This window comes from Rhodococcus xishaensis (assembly GCF_004011825.1).
GTDB lineage: Bacteria > Actinomycetota > Actinomycetes > Mycobacteriales > Mycobacteriaceae > Prescottella > Prescottella xishaensis.
On record NZ_RKLO01000003.1, the window covers coordinates 72,059 to 90,428 of the forward strand.

Sequence of the window (18,370 nt, forward strand, 5' to 3'; positions counted from 1 at the left end):
GTGCGACTGTTCCTGTCGTCGTATCGGTTCGGTGCGCACGTGGATCGCTTCGTCGATCTGGCGGGCGGTCCGGGTCCGATAGCGGTGATCGCGAACGCCGCCGACGCCTGGCCGCCGCGGGCCCGAGAATCGGCAGTGGTCAGTGACGTCGGACCGCTGCGCCGGCTCGGGTTCACGGTGTCCGAGGTGGATCTGCGTGACTACGTGGGACGGCCGGATCGGCTGGCCGGGGCGCTGTCGAAGTTCTCCTCGGTGTGGGTGCGCGGCGGCAACACGTTCGTGTTGCGGGCGCAGATGGCGCGCAGCGGCGCCGATGAGGTGCTGGCGGAACTGATCCGACGCAACGCCCTGATGTACGCCGGCTACAGTGCAGGCGCTTGCGTGATGGCACGTTCCTTGACCGGGCTCGACGCTAGCGACGACCCGGGCGAGGTCGCGCCGACCTGTGGGATCGACCCGCGGTGGGACGGCCTGGGATTCGTCGACTTCGCGATCGTTCCGCACTGCTCACCGACGGCTGACGGTGAGCCGGATGCGGCGAACCCCGGCATCGAGGCGGCCCGGATGATCGAGGTCTGTCGCTCGACCGGGGTCCCGTATCGGATGCTGACGGACGATCAGGCGATCGTGGTGGCGAGCGACGCGACCACGTTGCTGTAGCCACCCACGGTGGCCAGTTCCTGCGGCCGCCCCTCGATGCGGTCCAGGTCGGACCAGATCATCTCGCAGCGCTTGACGGTCATCTCGTCGGCCCCGGATAGCAGTGCGTCGAGAAGGGACTTCGGGTCGTGCCGCCACGCGGCGTCGGCGCGCTCGACCTGACCTCTCATGAACAGCCCCGAGCGGGCGACGGAGTCGACCCAGTCCTGCACCTCACCGCGGTGGAGGCGTTCGAGCGAGTCGTGGTCGACCCCGTCCATGAATTCGTCCGCGAACATGGCCGCGACATAGTTCTCGATGCAGTTCGACGAAGCACTCACGACTCCGCGCCCCTTTCTGCCCGACTCCTACCCGACGCCCTTTCCTCGTAAGGGTGACATCACGCTGCGAGCAACAAGGTTATTGATAGTGGTGGTGTCGCGTAACGCTTCGATTGCATTTGGGCGACTGGTTTCGACCGTAGACCTGTGAAAGAGCAGGGAGTTACTTTTTGATCATAACGGTTCGGTAACGAAACTTGCTGTTAACGCGTTCGTATGGTTAGTAACCGCAGGTTCAGACGAACCGGACAAACGTTGACCTGGCGAATCGGGTGGACGGGCATTCATTCTTTCCGGGCGGTGCCCGAACCTCCTCCAGCACTCGATCGCGGGGTGCCCGCATTGTCCGACCCCGCGAAGCGCCGAATTCCATGACGCGCTCACTCGCACAGGTCCACACTTGAGGCAACACCCCGACACATGGTTGCGAGGAGTGTGCGCATGCCCGACGGTCAGCCGTTCATCCCACCGAGCGCGGTGGACGTCGACCTGTCCGCAGTCGGTTGGAATATGAGCCGGACGATGTCGGACTTCGAAACCATGCTGTGGCGGATGGAGGAGGTCCGACCCGAACTGCGGGCTCCGATCGTCGCCGTTGACGTCCTCGACCGAACTCCCGACTGGAAACGGTTGGTCCGCGCCCACGAGTGGGCCTCACACATCGTCCCGCGGATCCGGATGCGCGCAGTGCAACCGGCTTTCGGACTCGGCGACCCGATCTGGTCGGTGGATCCGGAGTTCGATCTGGACTACCACTTGCGGCGGGTGCGCCTGCCCGAGCCCGCGGGCCTCGATCACGCGCTGCGGGTGTGTCGGCACCTGGCGACCGAGCCGTTCGACAAGGCCCGGCCCCCCTGGATGGCGATGCTGATCGAGGGCCTCGACGACGGGCGCGCGGTGTACGTCGTCAAGACGCATCACAGCATGACCGACGGCATGGGCGGAATCCAGATGATGGCCCTGCTGCACAGCCGGCGTCCCGAGCCGACACCCGACAAGCCGGATCGCGAGCCCGCACCACCCGAGCACCTGAACGATCTCGAGGCGCTCGGCGAGGAGGTGATGACGGAGGCCCGCCGGACACCGAGTCGGATCGCCGGTCTGGTGTCCGCGTCGGCACGCACCACGCTCACCGCGCTCACCCGCCCCTTCGACGCCGCAGGTCAGGTGCTCGACTACGCGAACTCGCTGCTTCGGGTGGTCCAACCGCCATCGGCTAGTGGCTCTCCCTTGCTCCGCGACCGTGGCCTCGGGCGGTGGTTCGGGGTCCTCGAAGTGGGATTACACCAGTTGCGGATCGCGGCGCACGCAGCGGGCGGCTCGGTCAACGACGCCTACGTTGCCGCCCTCCTCGGTGGGTACCGGCGCTACCACGAGAAGATGGGGGTCGCGGTCGGCAAGGTCCCGATGGGTATGCCGATCAACATGCGAGCCGCGTCTGATCCGACCGGCGGCAACCGGTTTGCCGCTGTGCGCTTCGCCGGCCCGGCCACCGAGCTCAACCCGGCGATCCGCATCCGGAAGGTGCGCGCGATGGTTCTCGCCCTGCGCGAGGAACCCGCACTCGACATCGTCGAGGCCGCTTCCCCGCTGTTGGTGCGGCTGCCGACACGGGTACTGGCCGAGTGGTACCTGTCGCAGGCGAAGGGGCTGGATCTACAAGCCTCGAACGTCGCCGGGGTTCCCATCCCGGTGTATCTGGCCGGGGCGCGGATCGAGCGGGTGTTTCCGTTCGCGCCAGCTCCTGGGTGCGCTGTCATGGCGACGATGGTCTCCCACGTCGGGATCTGTTGCATCGGGGTCAATCTCGACACCGCCGCGGTCACCGAGCCCGCGCTGTTCATGCGGTGTCTGCAGGAGGGGTTGGACGAGGTGGTGGCTCTCGGCGACGCCGTCACCGGATCCACGGGGTCGGAGGGAGCACGACGATGACCGGGTCGAAGACCCAATCACAGAGCATCTATCTCACCGAACCGATGAGTGAGACCGAGGACCGGGTGTTGCGGACCTGGCTGCAACGGCGCGAGGCCGAGTCCGGCCAGCGCACCGTCACCGTCTCCACGAGCGATCAGCAGCTGACCGCGCTCACCCGCCGCGAGGACGATCCGGTGGTCACCCCGGTACGAGTGGTGTGGCTGCCGGACATCGCGAACGGGCACCGGGGCCAGCGTCTGCGCGAGATCCTGTCCGCGCGCGACCCGCTGCATCTGAGCCCGAAGTCGCAGCGCCGGGTCCTGCGTAAGGATCCCCGCCGCTGCCTTGTCCTCGAAGGAGATGGCGCCCCACTCAGTGAGTTACGGGACCGCCTGGCCGAGCGGGGCGGCGGCTCGCTACCCGAGTTCATCCGACGTCAGGCCGCGCTCGCACTCGAACGTGCCGAACGCAAGCTCCTCGGGACTCAATACAAGGTGTCGCGGTTCGTGGTCGAGGAGATCACCGACACCAGCCGGTTCACGGCCGGTGTCAAGCAGTTGGCCGCCAAACTGAACCTGACCGCGGCCGAGGTCGAAAGGCACGCCCGCGCGGACCTCGACGAGATGGTCGCCGCGCAGAGCCGACGGGCGATCGCGCTGTGGGACCAACTGGGCCGCTTCTTCTCCCGCGCCTACCGGCTCGACGTCGACACCACACGGTTCGAGGAGTTGCGGGAGCTCAACCGGGAGCACTCCCTGGTGTTCCTGCCCAGTCACCGTTCGTACCTGGACCCGCTCGTGCTGCGCCCGGCGTTGCTCATGAACGACCTTCCGCTCAACCATGTGATGGGTGGACTCAACGTCAGCTTCTGGCCCGTCGGCCCGATCAGCAAACGGTCGGGAACGGTATTCATCCGCCGCAAGTTCGGCGGGGACGAGATCTACAAGTGGACGCTCCGCGAGTACATGCGATTCCTGCTGAACAAGCGATTCAACCTCGAGTGGTACATCGAGGGTGGCCGGTCGCGCACCGGGAAACTGCGTCCGCCGCGGTACGGGCTGCTGACCTACCTGGCGAAGGCGTTCCAGGACAGCGACGCCTCCGACGTCTACCTCGTTCCCGTGTCACTGGTGTACGACCAGTTGTACGAGGTGAGTGCGATGGCCGCGGAAGCGCACGGCGCCGAGAAACGCAAGGAGAGCTTCGGTTGGATGATCGGCTACGTCCGCGCGCAGGGGCAGCGCCGCGGCGTCGCACACGTGACGATCGGCCGGCCGCTGTCGCTGCGGAGTTCGCTCGAGCAGGAGGAGGATTCGCGGCTGGCGATCCAGAAAACCGGTATCGAGGTCTGTCATCGGATCAACGAGGTCACCCCGATCACGGCGTCGTCGCTCGTGATGCTCGCGTTCCTCGGGATCGAGGACCGGGCGCTGACGGTGCCCGACATCGGGTTCATCCTGGGGCCGCTGGTCGAGTACATCACCGCACGCAAACTCCCGACCGCCGGTGACGTCGACCTGACGAACCCACAGGTGATCCGCAAGGCCCTGTTCACCCACCTGGATTCGGGTGTGCTCGAGCGGTTCGACGAGGGCGACGAACGCGTCTACTACCTCGGCAAAGATCAGGGCCTGGTGGCGGCCTTCTTCCGCAACAACACCATCCATTTCCTGGTGGTCCGTGCGATCGCGGAGATGGTGCTGGTGGCCGCCGTAGAGGAGAAGTTCACCGACCCGCTGACGGACGGATGGGAGGAGGCGCTTCGCCTGCGAGACCTGCTGAAGTTCGAGTTCTTCTTCAGCGACAAGGACACCTTCCGTGAGGAGCTCCGGTCCGAGCTGAGCATGGTCGATCCAGCGTGGCAGGACGACCTGACCAATCCCGACCATGCCGGGCACATCCTGTCCGGGGTGCGTCCCTACCTGGCCCACCGGGTCCTGCAGCCGTTCCTCGAGGCGTATCAGGTGGTGGCCGATCATCTGTGCGACGCCCCAGTGTCGCGGGTGTTCGACGAGAAGACCTTTCTCACAGAGTGTCTCGCCCTGGCCCGGCAGCGCCGGCTACGTCAGCAGATCGCATGCACCGAGTCGATCTCGTCGGAGTTGTTCGCAACTGCCCTGCGGTTGGCGCGCAATCGCAACCTGGTCGAGACGGAAGACGAGTCGGTCGTCGAGCGACGACGCGAGTTCGCCGCCGAGGTCCGGACCCTGGTCCGCAGGGTCCGCGAGATCCGGGCGAGGTCCCATGCCCAGCTCGACCGATTGCAGAGCCCGGATCCGGCGGCCGACCTGGTCGACGTGCCTGCAACGGAGTCGGAGCGATGAACCGGCTCGAGGACCTGTACGCCGCGATCGCTGCCGCCCCGGCAGGCCCGCGGACGCTGGCCGCGTTCGATCTGGACGGCACGCTCATCACCGGCTATACCGCGAGTGTGGTCTACCGGGATCGGTTGCGACGCTTCGACATCAGCATCGCCGAGCTGCTGAGGACCACCGGCGCGGCGTTCGACACCCAGTTCCGGGGTGCCGACGTCGGGCGGTTGATGGAGATCGCGGTCCGCGGTCTCGCCGGTCGCAGCGAGGACGAGCTGCATGAATGGAGCCAGCGACTGTTCCGCCAAGAGGTCGGCTCGATGATTTACCCGGCGGTGCGGGGGCTGGTCGCCGCACATCGCCGGGCTGGGCATCGGGTCCTGATGGCCACGTCGGCGACGACATACCAGGCGCAGTGCGTCGCAGACGATCTCGGTATCGACGAAGTGCTGTGCAGCCGCCCGGAGGTGATTGACGGAATCCTCACCGGCGCGCTGACCGGCCCAGCGCTGTGGGGCTCGGAGAAGGCGAAGGCGCTGCGGGAGTTCGCCGACGAGGTCGAGGCTCCGCTTTCGGAGGCGTTCGCGTATTCCAACGGCGTCGAGGATGTTCCGATGCTCGATTCGGTCGGCCGCCCGGTGGCGCTCAATCCGGAGCGGAGGTTGGCGGACATCGCGCGGGCCGAGGGCTGGCTATCGGTGAACCTGCCGAAGCCGGAGCGGGGGGCGACGCCCATCGCGACTGCCCGCACCGGATTCGCGTTGGGGGCGTTGACGACGACAGCGCTGGCGGGGGTGGGGGCCGGGCTGTTGGGCCGTAATCGGCGGCTCGCGGCGAACCTGGTGGGCACATTCGGCCCGGATCTGGCACTGGCGATCTGCGGGATCGACGTGAAGATCACCGGGGAGGACAACGCGTGGAAGCACCGGCCGGCGGTGTTCATGTTCAACCACCAGAGCTCGCTGGACATGGTGGTCGCGGGCAAGGTGATTCGCCGTGATGTGACGGGGGTGGCGAAGAAGGAGGCGGCGCTCGATCCTCGGTTCGCCGTTGTGGGGACGTTGCTCGACGTGGCGTACGTGGACCGGGCGGACAGCGCGCAGGCGCGCGCCGCCCTGAGGCCCGCTGTCGACAAGCTGAAGGGCGGAACGTCGATCCTGATCGCCCCCGAGGGCACCCGCTCCCCCACACCGCGGATGGGCCGATTCAAGAAGGGCGGATTCCACCTGGCGATGCAGGCGAAGGTGCCGATCGTGCCGATCGTCATCCACGACGCAGGGGATCTGATGTGGCGCAACTCGTTCGTAGCCCACCCAGGCACCGTCCATGTCGACGTGTTGGAGCCCATCGACACCAAGGGGTGGAAGGTCAAGAACCTCGACAAGCACATCGCCGAAGTGCGGGCGGCGTTCGAGGACGTGCTCGCCGCGGGTCCGGGGAAGGCGTAGGGGGCTACGTGCCGAGAACGGGGGGCGCGGCCAACGGGAGCCGCCCGATCAGTTCGTTGCCGTTGTCGACGTCCACCAGATAGCCGGGGGTCTTGTGTTCGTTGTCGTCCTCGCCGCGGCCGCGGGCACCGGCGCCGGGAACCATGCCCGCAGCGCCGGGAGCGACGGGTCGCGCACTCGCTGACCCTGCACCCGCAGTACCCGCGGTTGTCCCTGCTGCCGCAGCCGCACTCGCGCCGGTGCCTGGGTTTGCTGCGCTGCCGCCGAGTGCGCCGCTCAAGAATCCGCCGGCCCCGCCGCCGAATCCTCCGTTCGCCCCTTGGGCGCTCGGGAAGTTTCCAGTGCCAGCTGCTCCAACGCCGGGCTGCCCGAGTCGTGCGCTGTCGACGGCGGACGCCGCGGCCGGCGCTGTCCACGCGGAGGCCGGGTTCGTTTGAGCAGCAGGCATCTCGGACCCAACGCCGTTGGTGGGGTCGCCGAAGGGTGAAGGTTCCTGATCGTTCGGGTTGCCCTGCGCCGTGGTTCCGGTGGTGTCGATACCTGGTGTGTTCGTTGGTACCTGATACGTGGACGGCGGCGTCACGGTCGAGGGTCCGCGGATGTCTCCCGGTCGGAGTGGCCCACTGTCGCTCGTGACCTGGGGCGGCTCAGGAAGCCTTGGCACATGGGTGTCTGCCTGCTGCATGACCGGGGCGTAGACCGTCCGCATGATCTGGATGGCTTCCTGGTGTGCTTCGTCGCGTTCGTGGAGCAGACTCTTCACAAGCCCGACGCTGGGGAGGACTGTGTCGAATACAGTCCCGAGGACGGAAAACCCCTCGACGGGCGGCACTGTTGCTTTCACCTGGTTGACGCCGGTGGCGGCCTCTTCGATCTTGCTGCCTACGAGCTTGCCCGCCTCCGCGAGTCTCACCGACTCCCTCGCGTAGTCCGCGGTTGCCCGCCTGGCGCTGTCGGCAGAGATGCCGCCCCAGTTCTCGCCGATCGTGGTCGCGATGAAGTCGCGGAAGTCGCTGAGGGCCAGCTCGAGAGAGTCGCCGATCTTCTTCCAACCTTCCGCGCTAGCGCTCAGACTCTCACCGTTCATCGCATCGACGGCTGCTTTGATCTGCTCGTGCGACATCGCTTCGAACGCCTCGGGCGCCGTGAGGACGGGGTCGTCGAAGCCGTCCGCATTGGCGTACAGGCCGGCTTGGCGGGCATAGATGTCGTCGCGTGCGGCATTACCGGCGGCCTGTTCGTCGCGGACGCGCTCTTCCTCGTTCAGGTCGAACCCGGTGACCAGGTCCACCACAGCGTTCGCCGGATTCTTGACGAATTCAGCGACGTCCCGACCGATGCCCTCGACGAATTCGCCAAAGCTCGGCAGTCCCATCCTCAGTTCCCTCCGTATCTCATGGCCCGTATCTCGATGCGCCACCCGCGGCTCGGTGTCGTTGGCCTGGGCCGGATCCGAGGCCGCGGTATCCCCTCAGTACCACGGCCCCGGAAGCTTAGGTCCCCTCACCTTAAACAGACGCTCGCCCACCTGATTCGGTTCCGCTCGACTCCCGGCCGCCCAGCCTGGACCGGATTGCACAGCACGGGCAGCCTCAGAGCAGATTCGCGAGCGCTGCGTCCGGAAGGTGAATCCAGCCTTCACGAGCGGCCACGTCCCGGTCCGCCGTGTCCGGCAGCCGCGTCCGGCCGAGCGCCGCCGCCCGCGCGACGACAGCCGCCACGACCGCGTCGAACGCGTCGTCCGACTCTTCGCACGTCTCTTGGAGATCGCCCAGCTGCAACTGCGGAAACTGCTCGCGGAATCTCTCGAGCACCAATACGCGAGTCGCTCGATTCGCCGAACCCTTGTACCCGCGAAACGGCAACCCCCACCGTTGCAGCGCACCCGCCGGATACACCTCCACCACCGCGCCATCGATGCGATCGACATCAGTGCCCGCTATGTCGAGCCGCGCCAACAACCCTGCGCACCGCAGCGCGACGTGCGCGATCAGATCCGCAGACACGCTCAGTGGCACGATGCCCGTCACCTCGTGCACGACGCGATCGGTTCGTCGACGTACCAGCGGCAGCCGACCCGCGCGACCGCCGAGATCGAGCTTCGCAAGCGGCTGCCGGGAACGGTGCGCGAGCACGAAGTCGACAAACGCGTCCGGCCACCCGAACGGCGCATCGATCCCGCACTTGTCGGCGCCCGCCACCGCCTCGACCAGGTCGTCGTCCGTGGCACCGACGCTCAGGTCGAGCACGCCCGCTGACCCCGCTCCCCACCCGATGGTCGCGACAGCCGTTTTCGCAGGCTCGGCCGCGAGATCGACGCCGACTGTTCTCACGCCTCGACGCTATCGGCCTCGCCAGCGCACTGGAACTGCGTGTCGCCTGAACCGCGCGGGTATCCGTTCGCCCTTGCCCGCGAATCCGGCACCCCGGGGCATGATGGACGTATGACCAAGGTGGACCCGGGTGCTCTGGAACGGCTCGTCGACGCGCTGCCCGACGGCGCGGTCCTCACCGATCCGGACCTGATCGCTGGCTACCGTCAGGACTGGGCCGCCGACCCTGACGCCGGCACCCCGATCGCGGTGGTCCGTGCCACCTGCACCGAAGACGTGCAAGCAGTGATGCGGTGGGCGTCGCAGCATCGGGTGCCGGTCGTTCCGCGCGGGGCGGGCTCGGGACTATCGGGAGGGTCGAGCGCCGTTGACGGCGGGATCGTGCTGAGCACCGAACGGATGCGTGCGATCACCGTCGACCCAATTGCCCGGGTCGCCGTCACCGAACCCGGGCTGCTCAACGTGGAGGTCAAGAAGGCCGCCGCCGAGCACGGGCTGTGGTATCCGCCGGACCCCTCGTCGTACGAGATCTGCTCGATCGGCGGTAACGCCGCCACCAACGCCGGCGGACTGTGCTGCGTCAAGTACGGGGTGACCACGGACTACGTCCTCGGCATGCAGGTCGTACTCGCTGACGGTACCGCCATCCGCCTGGGTGGCCCGCTACTCAAGGACGTCGCGGGGCTCTCGCTGACGAAGTTGTTCGTCGGCAGCGAAGGCACACTCGGCATCATCACCGAACTCACGCTGCGGCTGATCCCCGCGCAGCTGCCGGCATCGACGGTGGTTGCATCGTTCCCGTCGGTGGAGTCCGCCGCCGACGCCGTCCTGGCTATCAGCGGGCAGATCCGGCCGGCGATGCTCGAGTTCATGGACCACGCGAGCATCAACGCCGTCGAGGACGCCATCCACATGGGCTTGGACCGCAACGCCCGTGCTCTGCTGCTCGCCCAGTCCGACACTCCCGGCGCCGCTGGGGCGAGGGAGATCGAGAACATCGTTGGCGCCTGCGAAAAGAATGGCGCGAAAGAGGTGTTCGCCACCGACGACCCCGCCGAGGGCGAAGCTTTCACCGTCGCCCGCCGCGCCGTCTTCCCCGCTGTGCAGGCGATCGGCAGCCTACTCCTCGAGGACGTCGGCGTCCCGATGCAACAGCTGCCCGCGCTCATCACCGGTGTCGAGTCGATCGCCGAGGACTGCGACGTCCAAATCTGCACCGTGGCCCACGCCGGCGACGGCAACACTCACCCGCTCATCGTCTTCGACCCCACCGATCCTGACATGACCGAACGCGCCCACGCCGCATTCAGTCGCGTCATAGACCTCGCAATCACGTTGGGCGGCACCATCACCGGTGAACATGGGGTTGGACGGCTAAAGCGGGACTTTCTGCCGGGGCAACTCGGTGACGACGTGATGGAGCTGAACCGACGGGTCAAGACGGCGTTGGACCCGTTGGGCATCCTGAATCCAGGGGCCGTGTTTCCCTGATCCGGACGATGCCCAACGGCGCCTCACCGTGTTGGCGGACCCGGCCGCCGGCACCAACACCGCCGGCGGCCGGAGGCTCCTATCAGGATTCGGTGACTCCCGTCAGGTAGACGGTCGCAGTAACCGAATCGCGTTGACTGATGCGCTCGCTCCCCAGGTCAGCTCGAGATCAGCCCATCGAGCACGTCGCCGAGGATTCTCGCGAGGGACTCTTCGAGGGAGCCTGTGGCGCTGAGCTGGCCTTCCCCGGAGCCGAAACCGGAGTCGTCCAGGCTGCCGTCAACAACCTCTCCGGGATTCTGGTGCCGAACAGTGAAACATGCGGTGAGGTTGGGCAGAGTGTTTGCGATGCCGACCGTGCCCTTGGTCTTGATGCCGCCGCTGGTGACGGTACTGCCGGGAGTCGTATCTTCGGGAACCTGGTAGGTCATCTCCACCACGACCGGGTTGCTGGCGTTGATGAACCATCCGGGGCTGGTCACCTGGTAGCCAGCGCCGTTCGGCACCGGGGTGAACTCCGCGGTCTGCTGGCCACCCGGGAAGGTGTACCTCTTGACGGTCGCCTTGACCGGCGCCCCGAACCCGGCGGGCGGATAGTCGATGAAGGTATTGAGATACGGGTTGCCGATGGAAGTAGTGCCGACGACGGACTTGTAGGTCACCAACCCGCCGGCCGCGACCTCCGTGGGGGTGACAGTCTTGGTGTAGTTGTGGGTGATCCACACCGTGGAGAAGTCCCTCTTCGTGGCGTGGCTCGACGGCGAGCACTCGGCTGCGCCGGCCACACCGGGGCCGACTCCGATTGTCAAACCGGTCGCTACGAGCATGGCAGAGAACGCCACGACGGCGGCACGGCGCATCGAGGTGTGAGACATGGCAAATCTCCCGTCCGAATTTGAGGGCGAACCGCACTACCCCGACGTTTGCGGCCTAGACCCGTGATTCTTCGAGAGTGGCCACAGAATTGTCAAGGGTATGTATCGATTTCGTAGAGGTACCGTTTGGCCGCGGTGAGACTACAGCACCACGACTGAATCAGCGAATCACCACGCCGCCGGACCCGCTGCGGATCCAGGTCCAGGGCAACTTCGTGGGCCTTCTAGCCGGGGCTAAAGACAATCGCCCCTGATTGACAATCCTGGCCCAAATGTAATCGTCTCAGCGTGCAAATGCTGCGGTAAAAAAGTCGTCTCGGCTTGGAAAAACTACGTTATCGTCTTCGCCATTCCCCCAATTGGGACGGGTGTATCAGATTTCCCGATTGGGACGGCTGTGCCAGATCGCCATCGAGAGGAAGTTCATGTCTGACAGGAAAGTTCGTCGTGTAGTCAGCGGCGTCAGCGCCCTAGCAGTGGCTGCGGGGTTCACTGTGGTGGCCGGTTCTGGCGTCGCGGGAGCGGCCCCCGAATCGACGACGTGGGAGACCACCAACAAGACCAAGATCACCCGGACGATCAGCAACACCACCCCAGTCGAGGGGGACACGGTCACCGTGACCAACAAGCTCTATCAGCAGTTCGGTGGCGTAGTGACCTACATCTACTGGGTCAGGGACATACACCCGCCCTGCCTGAAATTCCAGTCGGCAAAGGTGGACGGGAAGAGCTACGGCGCCAGCACGGGAGCCGACTACGCGCAGGTCGACGGCAGCATCATCCAGTGGCCGATCAGACCCATCGCGAATCCAAGATCGCGCACCTTCGAGTTCACCTACAAGGTAGGTGCCGACTGTGAGCGCGACATCGCCATGAACACGGGAATGGGCTACAACGCCTCGATCGGCGGCAACACCTGGAGCACCAAGGGCCCGAAGATCAACGTCCCGTACAACAGCACCTCCACCACCCTCACCGCGCCGGCCAATATGCAGGTCGGGGACTCGGCGGTGCTGGAGGCTACTGTGACCGGTGGTGCCCAGGGAGACAACGTCGATTTCTATGACGGCGGCGTGAAGATCGGGACGGCCCAGCTCAACGACAAGGGTGTCGCGAAGTTCCACTGGACACCCGGCGCGTTCGGGAGGTACAGCATGAACGCGAGATTCCCTGCGACCCCAAGGGCTTTGGCTTCGTTTTCGACCGTGGTGGACGTTACCGTCTCGCCGGCCGATACCGTGTCGTCGACCGTGCTCGCCCCCGTCGTCGGTGCACAGGTCGGTCAGGCCAGCGTTCTCAGGGCGACCGTCGCGCCGGCCGGTAGCGGTGGCACAGTCGAGTTCACGGACGGGGGTGAGGCGCTCGCCAACGTACCGGTCGGCGCCGACGGTGTAGCCACCTACACGTGGGTACCGTCCACCGCGGGCGATCACACGATCGCCGCGACGTTCTCCGGGAGCGCCGGTGTCACCGGGTCGTCGGACAGCGCCACCGTGAATGTGGCGGCGGCGCCCGTCGACAACATCGACTCGAGGACAGTCCTCACCATCGGTCCCATCCCCACAGTCGGTGTGGCGCAGACCATCACAGCCGACGTGACACCCGGCGATGCGGGCGGCACCGTCACCTTCAAGGACGGCGACGCCGTCATCGGAATCTCCTCGGTCGATTCGAGCGGTCGGGCCACCCTCGAGTGGACGCCCGCTCATGAAGGCCAACGGAACATCACCGCGCAATACTCCGGCGCAGGCAATGTGAACGGGTCCGCCGACGAGATCACCGTGGTCGTCGGGACTGTCCCGGGCGGCGGTGACAACGGCGGCGGAACCGGAAGCGCCGGATCCTTGTCCGGTGGCACCGGCTCCTTGTTCGGATCCTGAGATAGCCAACACTGTGTGACCCGTGCGAGTTCTTCGCACGGGTCACACAGTGTTGTCGGCATATGGGAGTCATAAGGATTGGGCGTCGGCATCGAGGATGTCGGCGACCACACTCAATCGACCCGGTAGATACCGACACAGACCACGTTCTGTCCTGATCGGGCCTTACGAGAAGTCGCGAGCTTCGAATCGGGCTCGTGCCGCATCCGTGCCCAACTCGACCCGCATCGCGGGATTGCTCGCGTAGAAGCTCACGAAGTGGAATAGAAGCACATCCTGCATCGCGAACTTGCGACAGTCGAGCTCGATCATCGGTACCGGCGGCAGCTTGTCGATCCGCCAGACCGGCGTTGTATATCGGCTTGTCCACTGGGCGTTCGCGAACCCGATCAACAAGATCATCCGATGCCCGTTGTAGGCGGGCTTGACCCCCGCGACCGACTCCCACGGAAGGAAGGACTCGAAGCTCCAACCCCGGTGCCGAATGCCGTCGGGCGTGAACTCCACAGAGCCGGGCCGAATCAATCCAGACACGACGAGCACAAGGAAGGACGCGAACACGGAACCGAGCACACCGAGGACGACTGACGCCCCGGGGATGCCGGAAGTCGGTGCGTTGAGGTAGATCTCAATGGCCGGACCCGCGGTGACTGCGGTACAGCACGCCGTCAACGCAACCAGCACCGACCACAGACGTCTCGACTGACGGATCTCGGTTGCGGATCGTTGACCCGACCCGATGGGAGCGCTTCGAACCGTTTCATGGGCGCCCGAGCGTTTGAGTAGTACCCCGAACACGGCGACGAGGAGGACAAGGAACCCGTAGGCGAGACCGTATCGAAGTGCGGCGGGCTGGCCGCCGAGCCCGCCGGCGATTCCGACAAGCACCCCACCACAACCGATTGCCGAGAGCAATGCTGTCGACATCTTCTCCCGCAGGGAGAATCCGCTATCCGGCCACTCCACTGGTAGTTGGAGCTGATCAGAAAACCGCATCCCACGCATCCTTCGCCAGTCCGCCGACTGCCGTACCGGCATCGCCGACGGCATCGAACCCCGCGCCGATCGCATCGCTGACGTCACCACTGTTCTGATAGAGCGAGTCGATCGCTCCCGAAGCGAACAACCCAGCACCCAGTCCGACAACGGCTCCCACTGCTGTGCCGAGGCCCGGGACAGCGGATCCGACCACCGCCCCGGCTGCCGCGCCGGCCGCGAGTGATGCCCCGAACCCTGCCGCACCCGAAACGACTGCCTGTTCGACAGGCTTGCCGTCGTAGATGTCGTACGCGACACTTGCAACGCTCAGCGCTCCGCCCACCCTGAGGCCGATCCGACCCGAACTCGCCTCAGACTTCAGCGCCGAGGCAGCAGCCTCTTCAGCGCCTTCCTTCAAAGCACGGGACAGGTCGAGATCTCGATAGACCACCGATGCGGGCGATCCCTCCGGGGCCGTGCGCGCAAGCTCGAGAAACTTGTCGGCCTCATTGGACAGGAACTTCGCTTGTTCCGTGAGCGCTACGACATGACGCCCAGCCAGGTAGCCAGCTGCACCGTTCACGAGATCGGCCGCGATGAAGAACCATTTTCCCGTGATGGTCGACCAGACATTGGTCAGCGTCTGCAGCGCGAAGGCCCAGTCCTCTCGCTCGGCATCTGCATCCCGCTCGGCGGCTTCGTAGGCCCTCACGAGTTCCGCATATCGATCAAACGCGACGACTGCCAGGTTGTACGACTCGATTGCGACCGCAGTCGCGGCCGTTCCGGCCGGCGGCGCTCCGGGGTCAGCCGGTGCAGGTCCGGGCTCTTCGATCACATTCCCCGAGATGCGCAGTCCCGCTGCCGACGCGGTTTCGCGGATCTCGCGCATCCGGTCGTGTGTCTGCTGCAGTTCTGCCGCGTTGTCCTCAAATTCCTGTGCGTACCTGGTTACTGCCTCGGCCAGATCTTCGGCCTTCGCGGCCGAAGAGCCGGCGCGGGAGGCAAAGCCGTCTCCCGCTGCGCCCTCCCACCCGGCTTGGGCTGTGTTTCGGGCCCGGTACAGCTCGTCGACACCCTCGGATAGCGCGGGAGCGAGGGTGTCGCGCAGCCACGATGCGGCGATTCGGATGCTGTCCGGGTTACCTTCCACGCGTGTGTCGATCGACATCGCTACTCCGCCCACGTGGAGATCGTCGCGTCCGCGGATGCGACGTCTTGCTCGCGGTAGCTGGCATTGGCCTGTGCGACCGCAGCACTTGCAGCCATCAGTGCCTCGACCAACTGCGCCGCATTTTCGGTCAATCGCGCGAGAATCCCAAGGACGACAGGTGTGGCGTCACCCGCATCGACAGTTACCGGAACCGACGCGGCGACGCTATCGATCCTCGACCCGACCGCAGCCAAATCGCTGGCAATACCATCGAGGGCTTCGTTGTCAACGAAGAGAGTCACAGCACGGGCCCTCTTCTCTCCGCTTCCGGAATGACAACATCAAGCAGCAGCAGATCGAACGGCTGTGACTTCATGACGAGATCGAGTGCCGGTGTTCCGACCACGATCCATGGTTGGTGGGCTCCACAGCACGCATGGAGCCGGTCGAGCGCCGAGTATGCGAGCAGCGCCATACGGCCGTCCCGTGTGCGCCGCAACTCGATCTCGGCATGCTCCGGATCTGCTACATCCTTCGCACACGGCAGATATACAACGGGCGGAAACTCCGCCGGAATCGGGCTTGTCACCAAGATCTACCCCCTCTGAGCACCGAAAGGTCTCGATGCCCCCTCGTTCAGCCGCCCGAGGTTACCCCAGACGCGCTTCGCCACCAGAATCCCGAGGTAGCGCAAAGCAACCCATCGAATCTCGGTGGGTGTGGGGCCCAAACGCTGCCAACGTTGCGACGGGACCCGACGGAGCCGCCACAGATCCCTCTCTCAGCATCAAGTGGTAGAGATATCCGGAACAGTCGATGTGATCCGGGGGAACTGCCGATGCCGAAGCTCGCCATAGCAAAGGAGTGCCTCCAACAGTTCGGCGGGCTGGACAAGCCCCTTCGGGACAAGATCACCGAGACCCTGGCGAAGTTCGAGGCTGCGACGCACACCGGCATCCACATGGAGAAGATCGCGGATGCACTCAACACGCGCTACCGTTCGATCCGCATCAACCAGTTCTATCGCGGAATCGTGCTCGCCCCGGAGACCGGCGACGCCTACACTCTCCTGACCGTCCTGCCCCACGACGACGCCTACATGTGGGCCCGCCGCCGGCACCTGACCGTCAACCGCGCGACCGGCGCCATCGAGGTTCGGGATGTCACCACCATCTACGAAACCTTGCCCGAGCTCGTAAAGGCTGCGGAAGCTACCCCGGACCGCCTGTTCGCCCACGTCAACGACGCCGACCTCACCCGTCTGGGCATCGACGAGTCGACCCTACCGATCGCCCGCACTCTGACCGACACCGTCCAACTGGATGCGTTGAAGCCTGTCCTGCCGGAGACGCAGTGGGACGCCCTGGCGGGACTGGCGTCCGGTCTGTCTCCGGAACAGGTGTGGTCCGAGCTGGGCGCCGACATTGTCGACGAGCCCTACGACACAGACGATCTCGACGCCGCGGTTGCGCGCAGCACCGATCGGATCGTCCTGGTCGACGGCCCCGACGACCTGATGGCCATCTTCGCGCACCCCTTTGCGCTGTGGCGGATCTACCTGCACCCAACGCAGCAAGCGGTGGTCGACGCAACCTTCCGCGGTCCTGCCCGAGTCACCGGAGGGCCGGGTACCGGTAAGACCGTCGTCGCGCTGCACCGCGCCCACCGCTTGGCGCAGCAGACGACGGACCCGGTGCTGGTGACGACCTTCACTTCCACCCTCACGGACTCGCTACACGCCGGCATCAAACTGCTCGCGACATCCCCTGAGGTGCTCGACCGGATCGATGTTCAGCACCTCGACAAGCTGACACATCAAGTCTTCCGGGACCGGCATGGTGTTCCAAAGCTGCTCAGTGCCGCTGACGAGACGCAGCTGTGGTCCTCGATCATCGAGCGGCTCGAACTACCCTTCACCAAGGCCTTCCTGGCAGCGGAGTGGCGCCACGTGGCACTTGCCCAACGCGTGTCGAGCGCCGCCGAATACCTGTCGGCGAAACGCACCGGACGTGGCCGCCGGCTCGGCGCCAACCAGAAGGCGCAAGTGTGGCGAGCGCTGTGGGAGTTCGAGAACGCGCTGCGTGAGCGAGACCACTGGACGAACGAGACGGTGTGCCGGGAAGCCACTCGGCTGCTAGAGGAGCGAACCGACAAACCATACGGGCACATCGTCGTGGACGAGGCGCAGGATCTCAGCCCCGAACAGTGGCGGCTTCTCCGCGCCGCCGTACCCGACGGCCCCGACGACATGTTCATCGCCGGCGACACCCACCAGCGCATCTACCGCAGCCATGTCAGTCTTCGTGAGGTCGGGATCAAGGTCACCGGCCGGTCCAGCCGGTTGAACCTGAACTACCGCACCACCGCCGAGATCCTCGGCTGGAGTCTCCAACTGCTGCGCGGCGAACGCATCGACGACATGGACGGCCAGCTCGACTCGATCGCCGGCTATCGCTCCGATGTACACGGAATGCCGCCGACCACAAAGGGATTCGGAACGCAGAGCGACGAGGTCGGCTACGTCGCCGACACCGTGCAAGCGTGGCTCGAAAGCGGGATCGCACCTGGCGAGATCGGGATCGCAACCCGCGCGAAGCGGCTCGGCACCAAGATGCAAGACGAGCTGTTCAAGCGTGGTGTGCCGGTCCGCTCGTTAGAGAAGGCCAAGGGCGCCACCGATTCGGTGTCGGTCGGCTCGATGCATGCAATGAAGGGACTGGAGTTCCGATGCATGGCCGTCGCGGGTGTCGGCGCCAAGCAGGTTCCGGCTGCTGGGACGATCACGCCGGTCGAGGAGGATGTGCAGACGCACGATCGGGACATGCAGCGCGAGCGTTGTGTGCTCTTCGTCGCGTGTACTCGCGCCCGTGAGGACCTGCTCGTCACGTGGAGTGAGGAGCCGAGCCCCTTCCTTGTCCCCCTCGTCTAAGAGGCATCTGGCGACACCACTGCTCGACCCGAAGCGCTCGAGTACCCAAGGGCTCCGCAGCGCTTGACGAGATCGGT

General features: G+C 65.7%; 15 protein-coding genes. 7 read left to right on the plus strand and 8 right to left on the minus strand.

The annotated features are described in order from the left end of the window. Entirely contained in the window at positions 1-660 is a 660-nt protein-coding gene (locus tag EGT50_RS07805) for a Type 1 glutamine amidotransferase-like domain-containing protein (RefSeq protein ID WP_127952550.1), read from the plus strand. Here the strand turns inward: EGT50_RS07805 and EGT50_RS07810 are convergent. Then, positions 618-980 (minus strand): hypothetical protein, encoded by a 363-nt coding sequence (locus EGT50_RS07810; RefSeq protein WP_206615778.1) that lies wholly within the window; start codon positions 978-980, stop codon positions 618-620. The two genes, EGT50_RS07805 and EGT50_RS07810, sit on opposite strands and share 43 nt — an antisense overlap. A gap of 441 nt (positions 981-1,421) precedes the next feature. On the opposite strand from EGT50_RS07810, the gene EGT50_RS07815 reads away from it, so the two are divergent. From EGT50_RS07815 to EGT50_RS07825, 3 genes are read left to right on the plus strand one after another with little or no spacing between them, the layout of a single operon-like run. Beyond that, positions 1,422-2,912: a wax ester/triacylglycerol synthase domain-containing protein gene (locus EGT50_RS07815; RefSeq protein ID WP_127952553.1), complete on the plus strand. Its 1,491-nt coding sequence runs from the start codon at positions 1,422-1,424 to the stop codon at positions 2,910-2,912. Then, positions 2,909-5,218: a glycerol-3-phosphate 1-O-acyltransferase gene (locus tag EGT50_RS07820; RefSeq protein ID WP_127952556.1), complete on the plus strand. Its 2,310-nt coding sequence runs from the start codon at positions 2,909-2,911 to the stop codon at positions 5,216-5,218. Before EGT50_RS07815 ends, EGT50_RS07820 begins: the two co-directional genes overlap by 4 nt. Then, complete coding sequence (locus EGT50_RS07825) at positions 5,215-6,654, plus strand: HAD-IB family hydrolase (RefSeq protein ID WP_127952560.1); 1,440 nt, start codon at positions 5,215-5,217, stop codon at positions 6,652-6,654. Before EGT50_RS07820 ends, EGT50_RS07825 begins: the two co-directional genes overlap by 4 nt. A gap of 4 nt (positions 6,655-6,658) precedes the next feature. Here the strand turns inward: EGT50_RS07825 and EGT50_RS07830 are convergent, their stop codons facing one another. Next, positions 6,659-8,029, minus strand: coding sequence for a PPE domain-containing protein (locus tag EGT50_RS07830; protein ID WP_127952563.1), 1,371 nt, complete (start codon positions 8,027-8,029; stop codon positions 6,659-6,661). A gap of 217 nt (positions 8,030-8,246) precedes the next feature. Then, positions 8,247-8,987, minus strand: a complete 741-nt coding sequence (locus tag EGT50_RS07835; protein ID WP_127952566.1) for a DUF429 domain-containing protein — start codon at positions 8,985-8,987, stop codon at positions 8,247-8,249. A 111-nt stretch (positions 8,988-9,098) separates the two neighbouring features. Here EGT50_RS07835 and EGT50_RS07840 point away from each other — a divergent pair, with 111 nt between their 5' ends. Beyond that, positions 9,099-10,478 carry an FAD-binding oxidoreductase gene (locus EGT50_RS07840; protein ID WP_127952569.1) on the plus strand — a complete coding sequence of 460 codons (1,380 nt, stop codon included), beginning with the start codon at positions 9,099-9,101 and terminating at the stop codon, positions 10,476-10,478. A 158-nt stretch (positions 10,479-10,636) separates the two neighbouring features. Here EGT50_RS07840 and EGT50_RS07845 read toward each other — a convergent pair whose 3' ends face one another. Beyond that, positions 10,637-11,353, minus strand: a complete 717-nt coding sequence (locus EGT50_RS07845; RefSeq protein ID WP_127952572.1) for a hypothetical protein — start codon at positions 11,351-11,353, stop codon at positions 10,637-10,639. Between the two features lie 425 nt (positions 11,354-11,778). On the opposite strand from EGT50_RS07845, the gene EGT50_RS07850 reads away from it, so the two are divergent. Next, positions 11,779-13,233: an Ig-like domain-containing protein gene (locus EGT50_RS07850; protein ID WP_127952575.1), complete on the plus strand. Its 1,455-nt coding sequence runs from the start codon at positions 11,779-11,781 to the stop codon at positions 13,231-13,233. A gap of 165 nt (positions 13,234-13,398) precedes the next feature. On the opposite strand, the gene EGT50_RS07855 is transcribed toward EGT50_RS07850, so the two are convergent. From EGT50_RS07855 to EGT50_RS07870, 4 genes are read right to left on the minus strand one after another with little or no spacing between them, the layout of a single operon-like run. After that, on the minus strand, positions 13,399-14,229 hold the full coding sequence (locus tag EGT50_RS07855) for a hypothetical protein (RefSeq protein WP_127952578.1): 831 nt from the start codon (positions 14,227-14,229) through the stop codon (positions 13,399-13,401). Next, positions 14,216-15,382, minus strand: a complete 1,167-nt coding sequence (locus EGT50_RS07860; protein ID WP_127952581.1) for a WXG100 family type VII secretion target — start codon at positions 15,380-15,382, stop codon at positions 14,216-14,218. The genes EGT50_RS07855 and EGT50_RS07860 overlap by 14 nt, the downstream gene beginning before the upstream one ends. Positions 15,383-15,384: 2 nt before the next feature. Beyond that, entirely contained in the window at positions 15,385-15,666 is a 282-nt protein-coding gene (locus EGT50_RS07865; protein ID WP_127952584.1) for a hypothetical protein, read from the minus strand. Continuing rightward, complete coding sequence (locus EGT50_RS07870) at positions 15,663-15,953, minus strand: SAV_915 family protein (protein WP_235870642.1); 291 nt, start codon at positions 15,951-15,953, stop codon at positions 15,663-15,665. Before EGT50_RS07870 ends, EGT50_RS07865 begins: the two co-directional genes overlap by 4 nt. A gap of 249 nt (positions 15,954-16,202) precedes the next feature. Between EGT50_RS07870 and EGT50_RS07875 the strand changes: the two genes are divergently transcribed. Then, positions 16,203-18,293 carry a UvrD-helicase domain-containing protein gene (locus EGT50_RS07875; RefSeq protein ID WP_127952587.1) on the plus strand — a complete coding sequence of 697 codons (2,091 nt, stop codon included), beginning with the start codon at positions 16,203-16,205 and terminating at the stop codon, positions 18,291-18,293. The last annotated feature ends 77 nt before the right edge of the window (positions 18,294-18,370 follow it).

Bases quoted from the DNA above. Each gene is read 5' to 3' on its own strand.
- EGT50_RS07815 (WP_127952553.1), top strand. From the start codon at position 1,422: ATGCCCGACGGTCAGCCGTTCATCCCACCGAGCGCGGTGGACGTCGAC.
- EGT50_RS07875 (WP_127952587.1), top strand. From the start codon at position 16,203: ATGCCGAAGCTCGCCATAGCAAAGGAGTGCCTCCAACAGTTCGGCGGG.
- EGT50_RS07860 (WP_127952581.1), bottom strand. From the start codon at position 15,382: ATGTCGATCGACACACGCGTGGAAGGTAACCCGGACAGCATCCGAATC.
- EGT50_RS07830 (WP_127952563.1), bottom strand. From the start codon at position 8,029: ATGGGACTGCCGAGCTTTGGCGAATTCGTCGAGGGCATCGGTCGGGAC.
- EGT50_RS07825 (WP_127952560.1), top strand. From the start codon at position 5,215: ATGAACCGGCTCGAGGACCTGTACGCCGCGATCGCTGCCGCCCCGGCA.
- EGT50_RS07850 (WP_127952575.1), top strand. From the start codon at position 11,779: ATGTCTGACAGGAAAGTTCGTCGTGTAGTCAGCGGCGTCAGCGCCCTA.
- EGT50_RS07820 (WP_127952556.1), top strand. From the start codon at position 2,909: ATGACCGGGTCGAAGACCCAATCACAGAGCATCTATCTCACCGAACCG.
- EGT50_RS07840 (WP_127952569.1), top strand. From the start codon at position 9,099: ATGACCAAGGTGGACCCGGGTGCTCTGGAACGGCTCGTCGACGCGCTG.
- EGT50_RS07855 (WP_127952578.1), bottom strand. From the start codon at position 14,229: ATGCGGTTTTCTGATCAGCTCCAACTACCAGTGGAGTGGCCGGATAGC.
- EGT50_RS07845 (WP_127952572.1), bottom strand. From the start codon at position 11,353: ATGTCTCACACCTCGATGCGCCGTGCCGCCGTCGTGGCGTTCTCTGCC.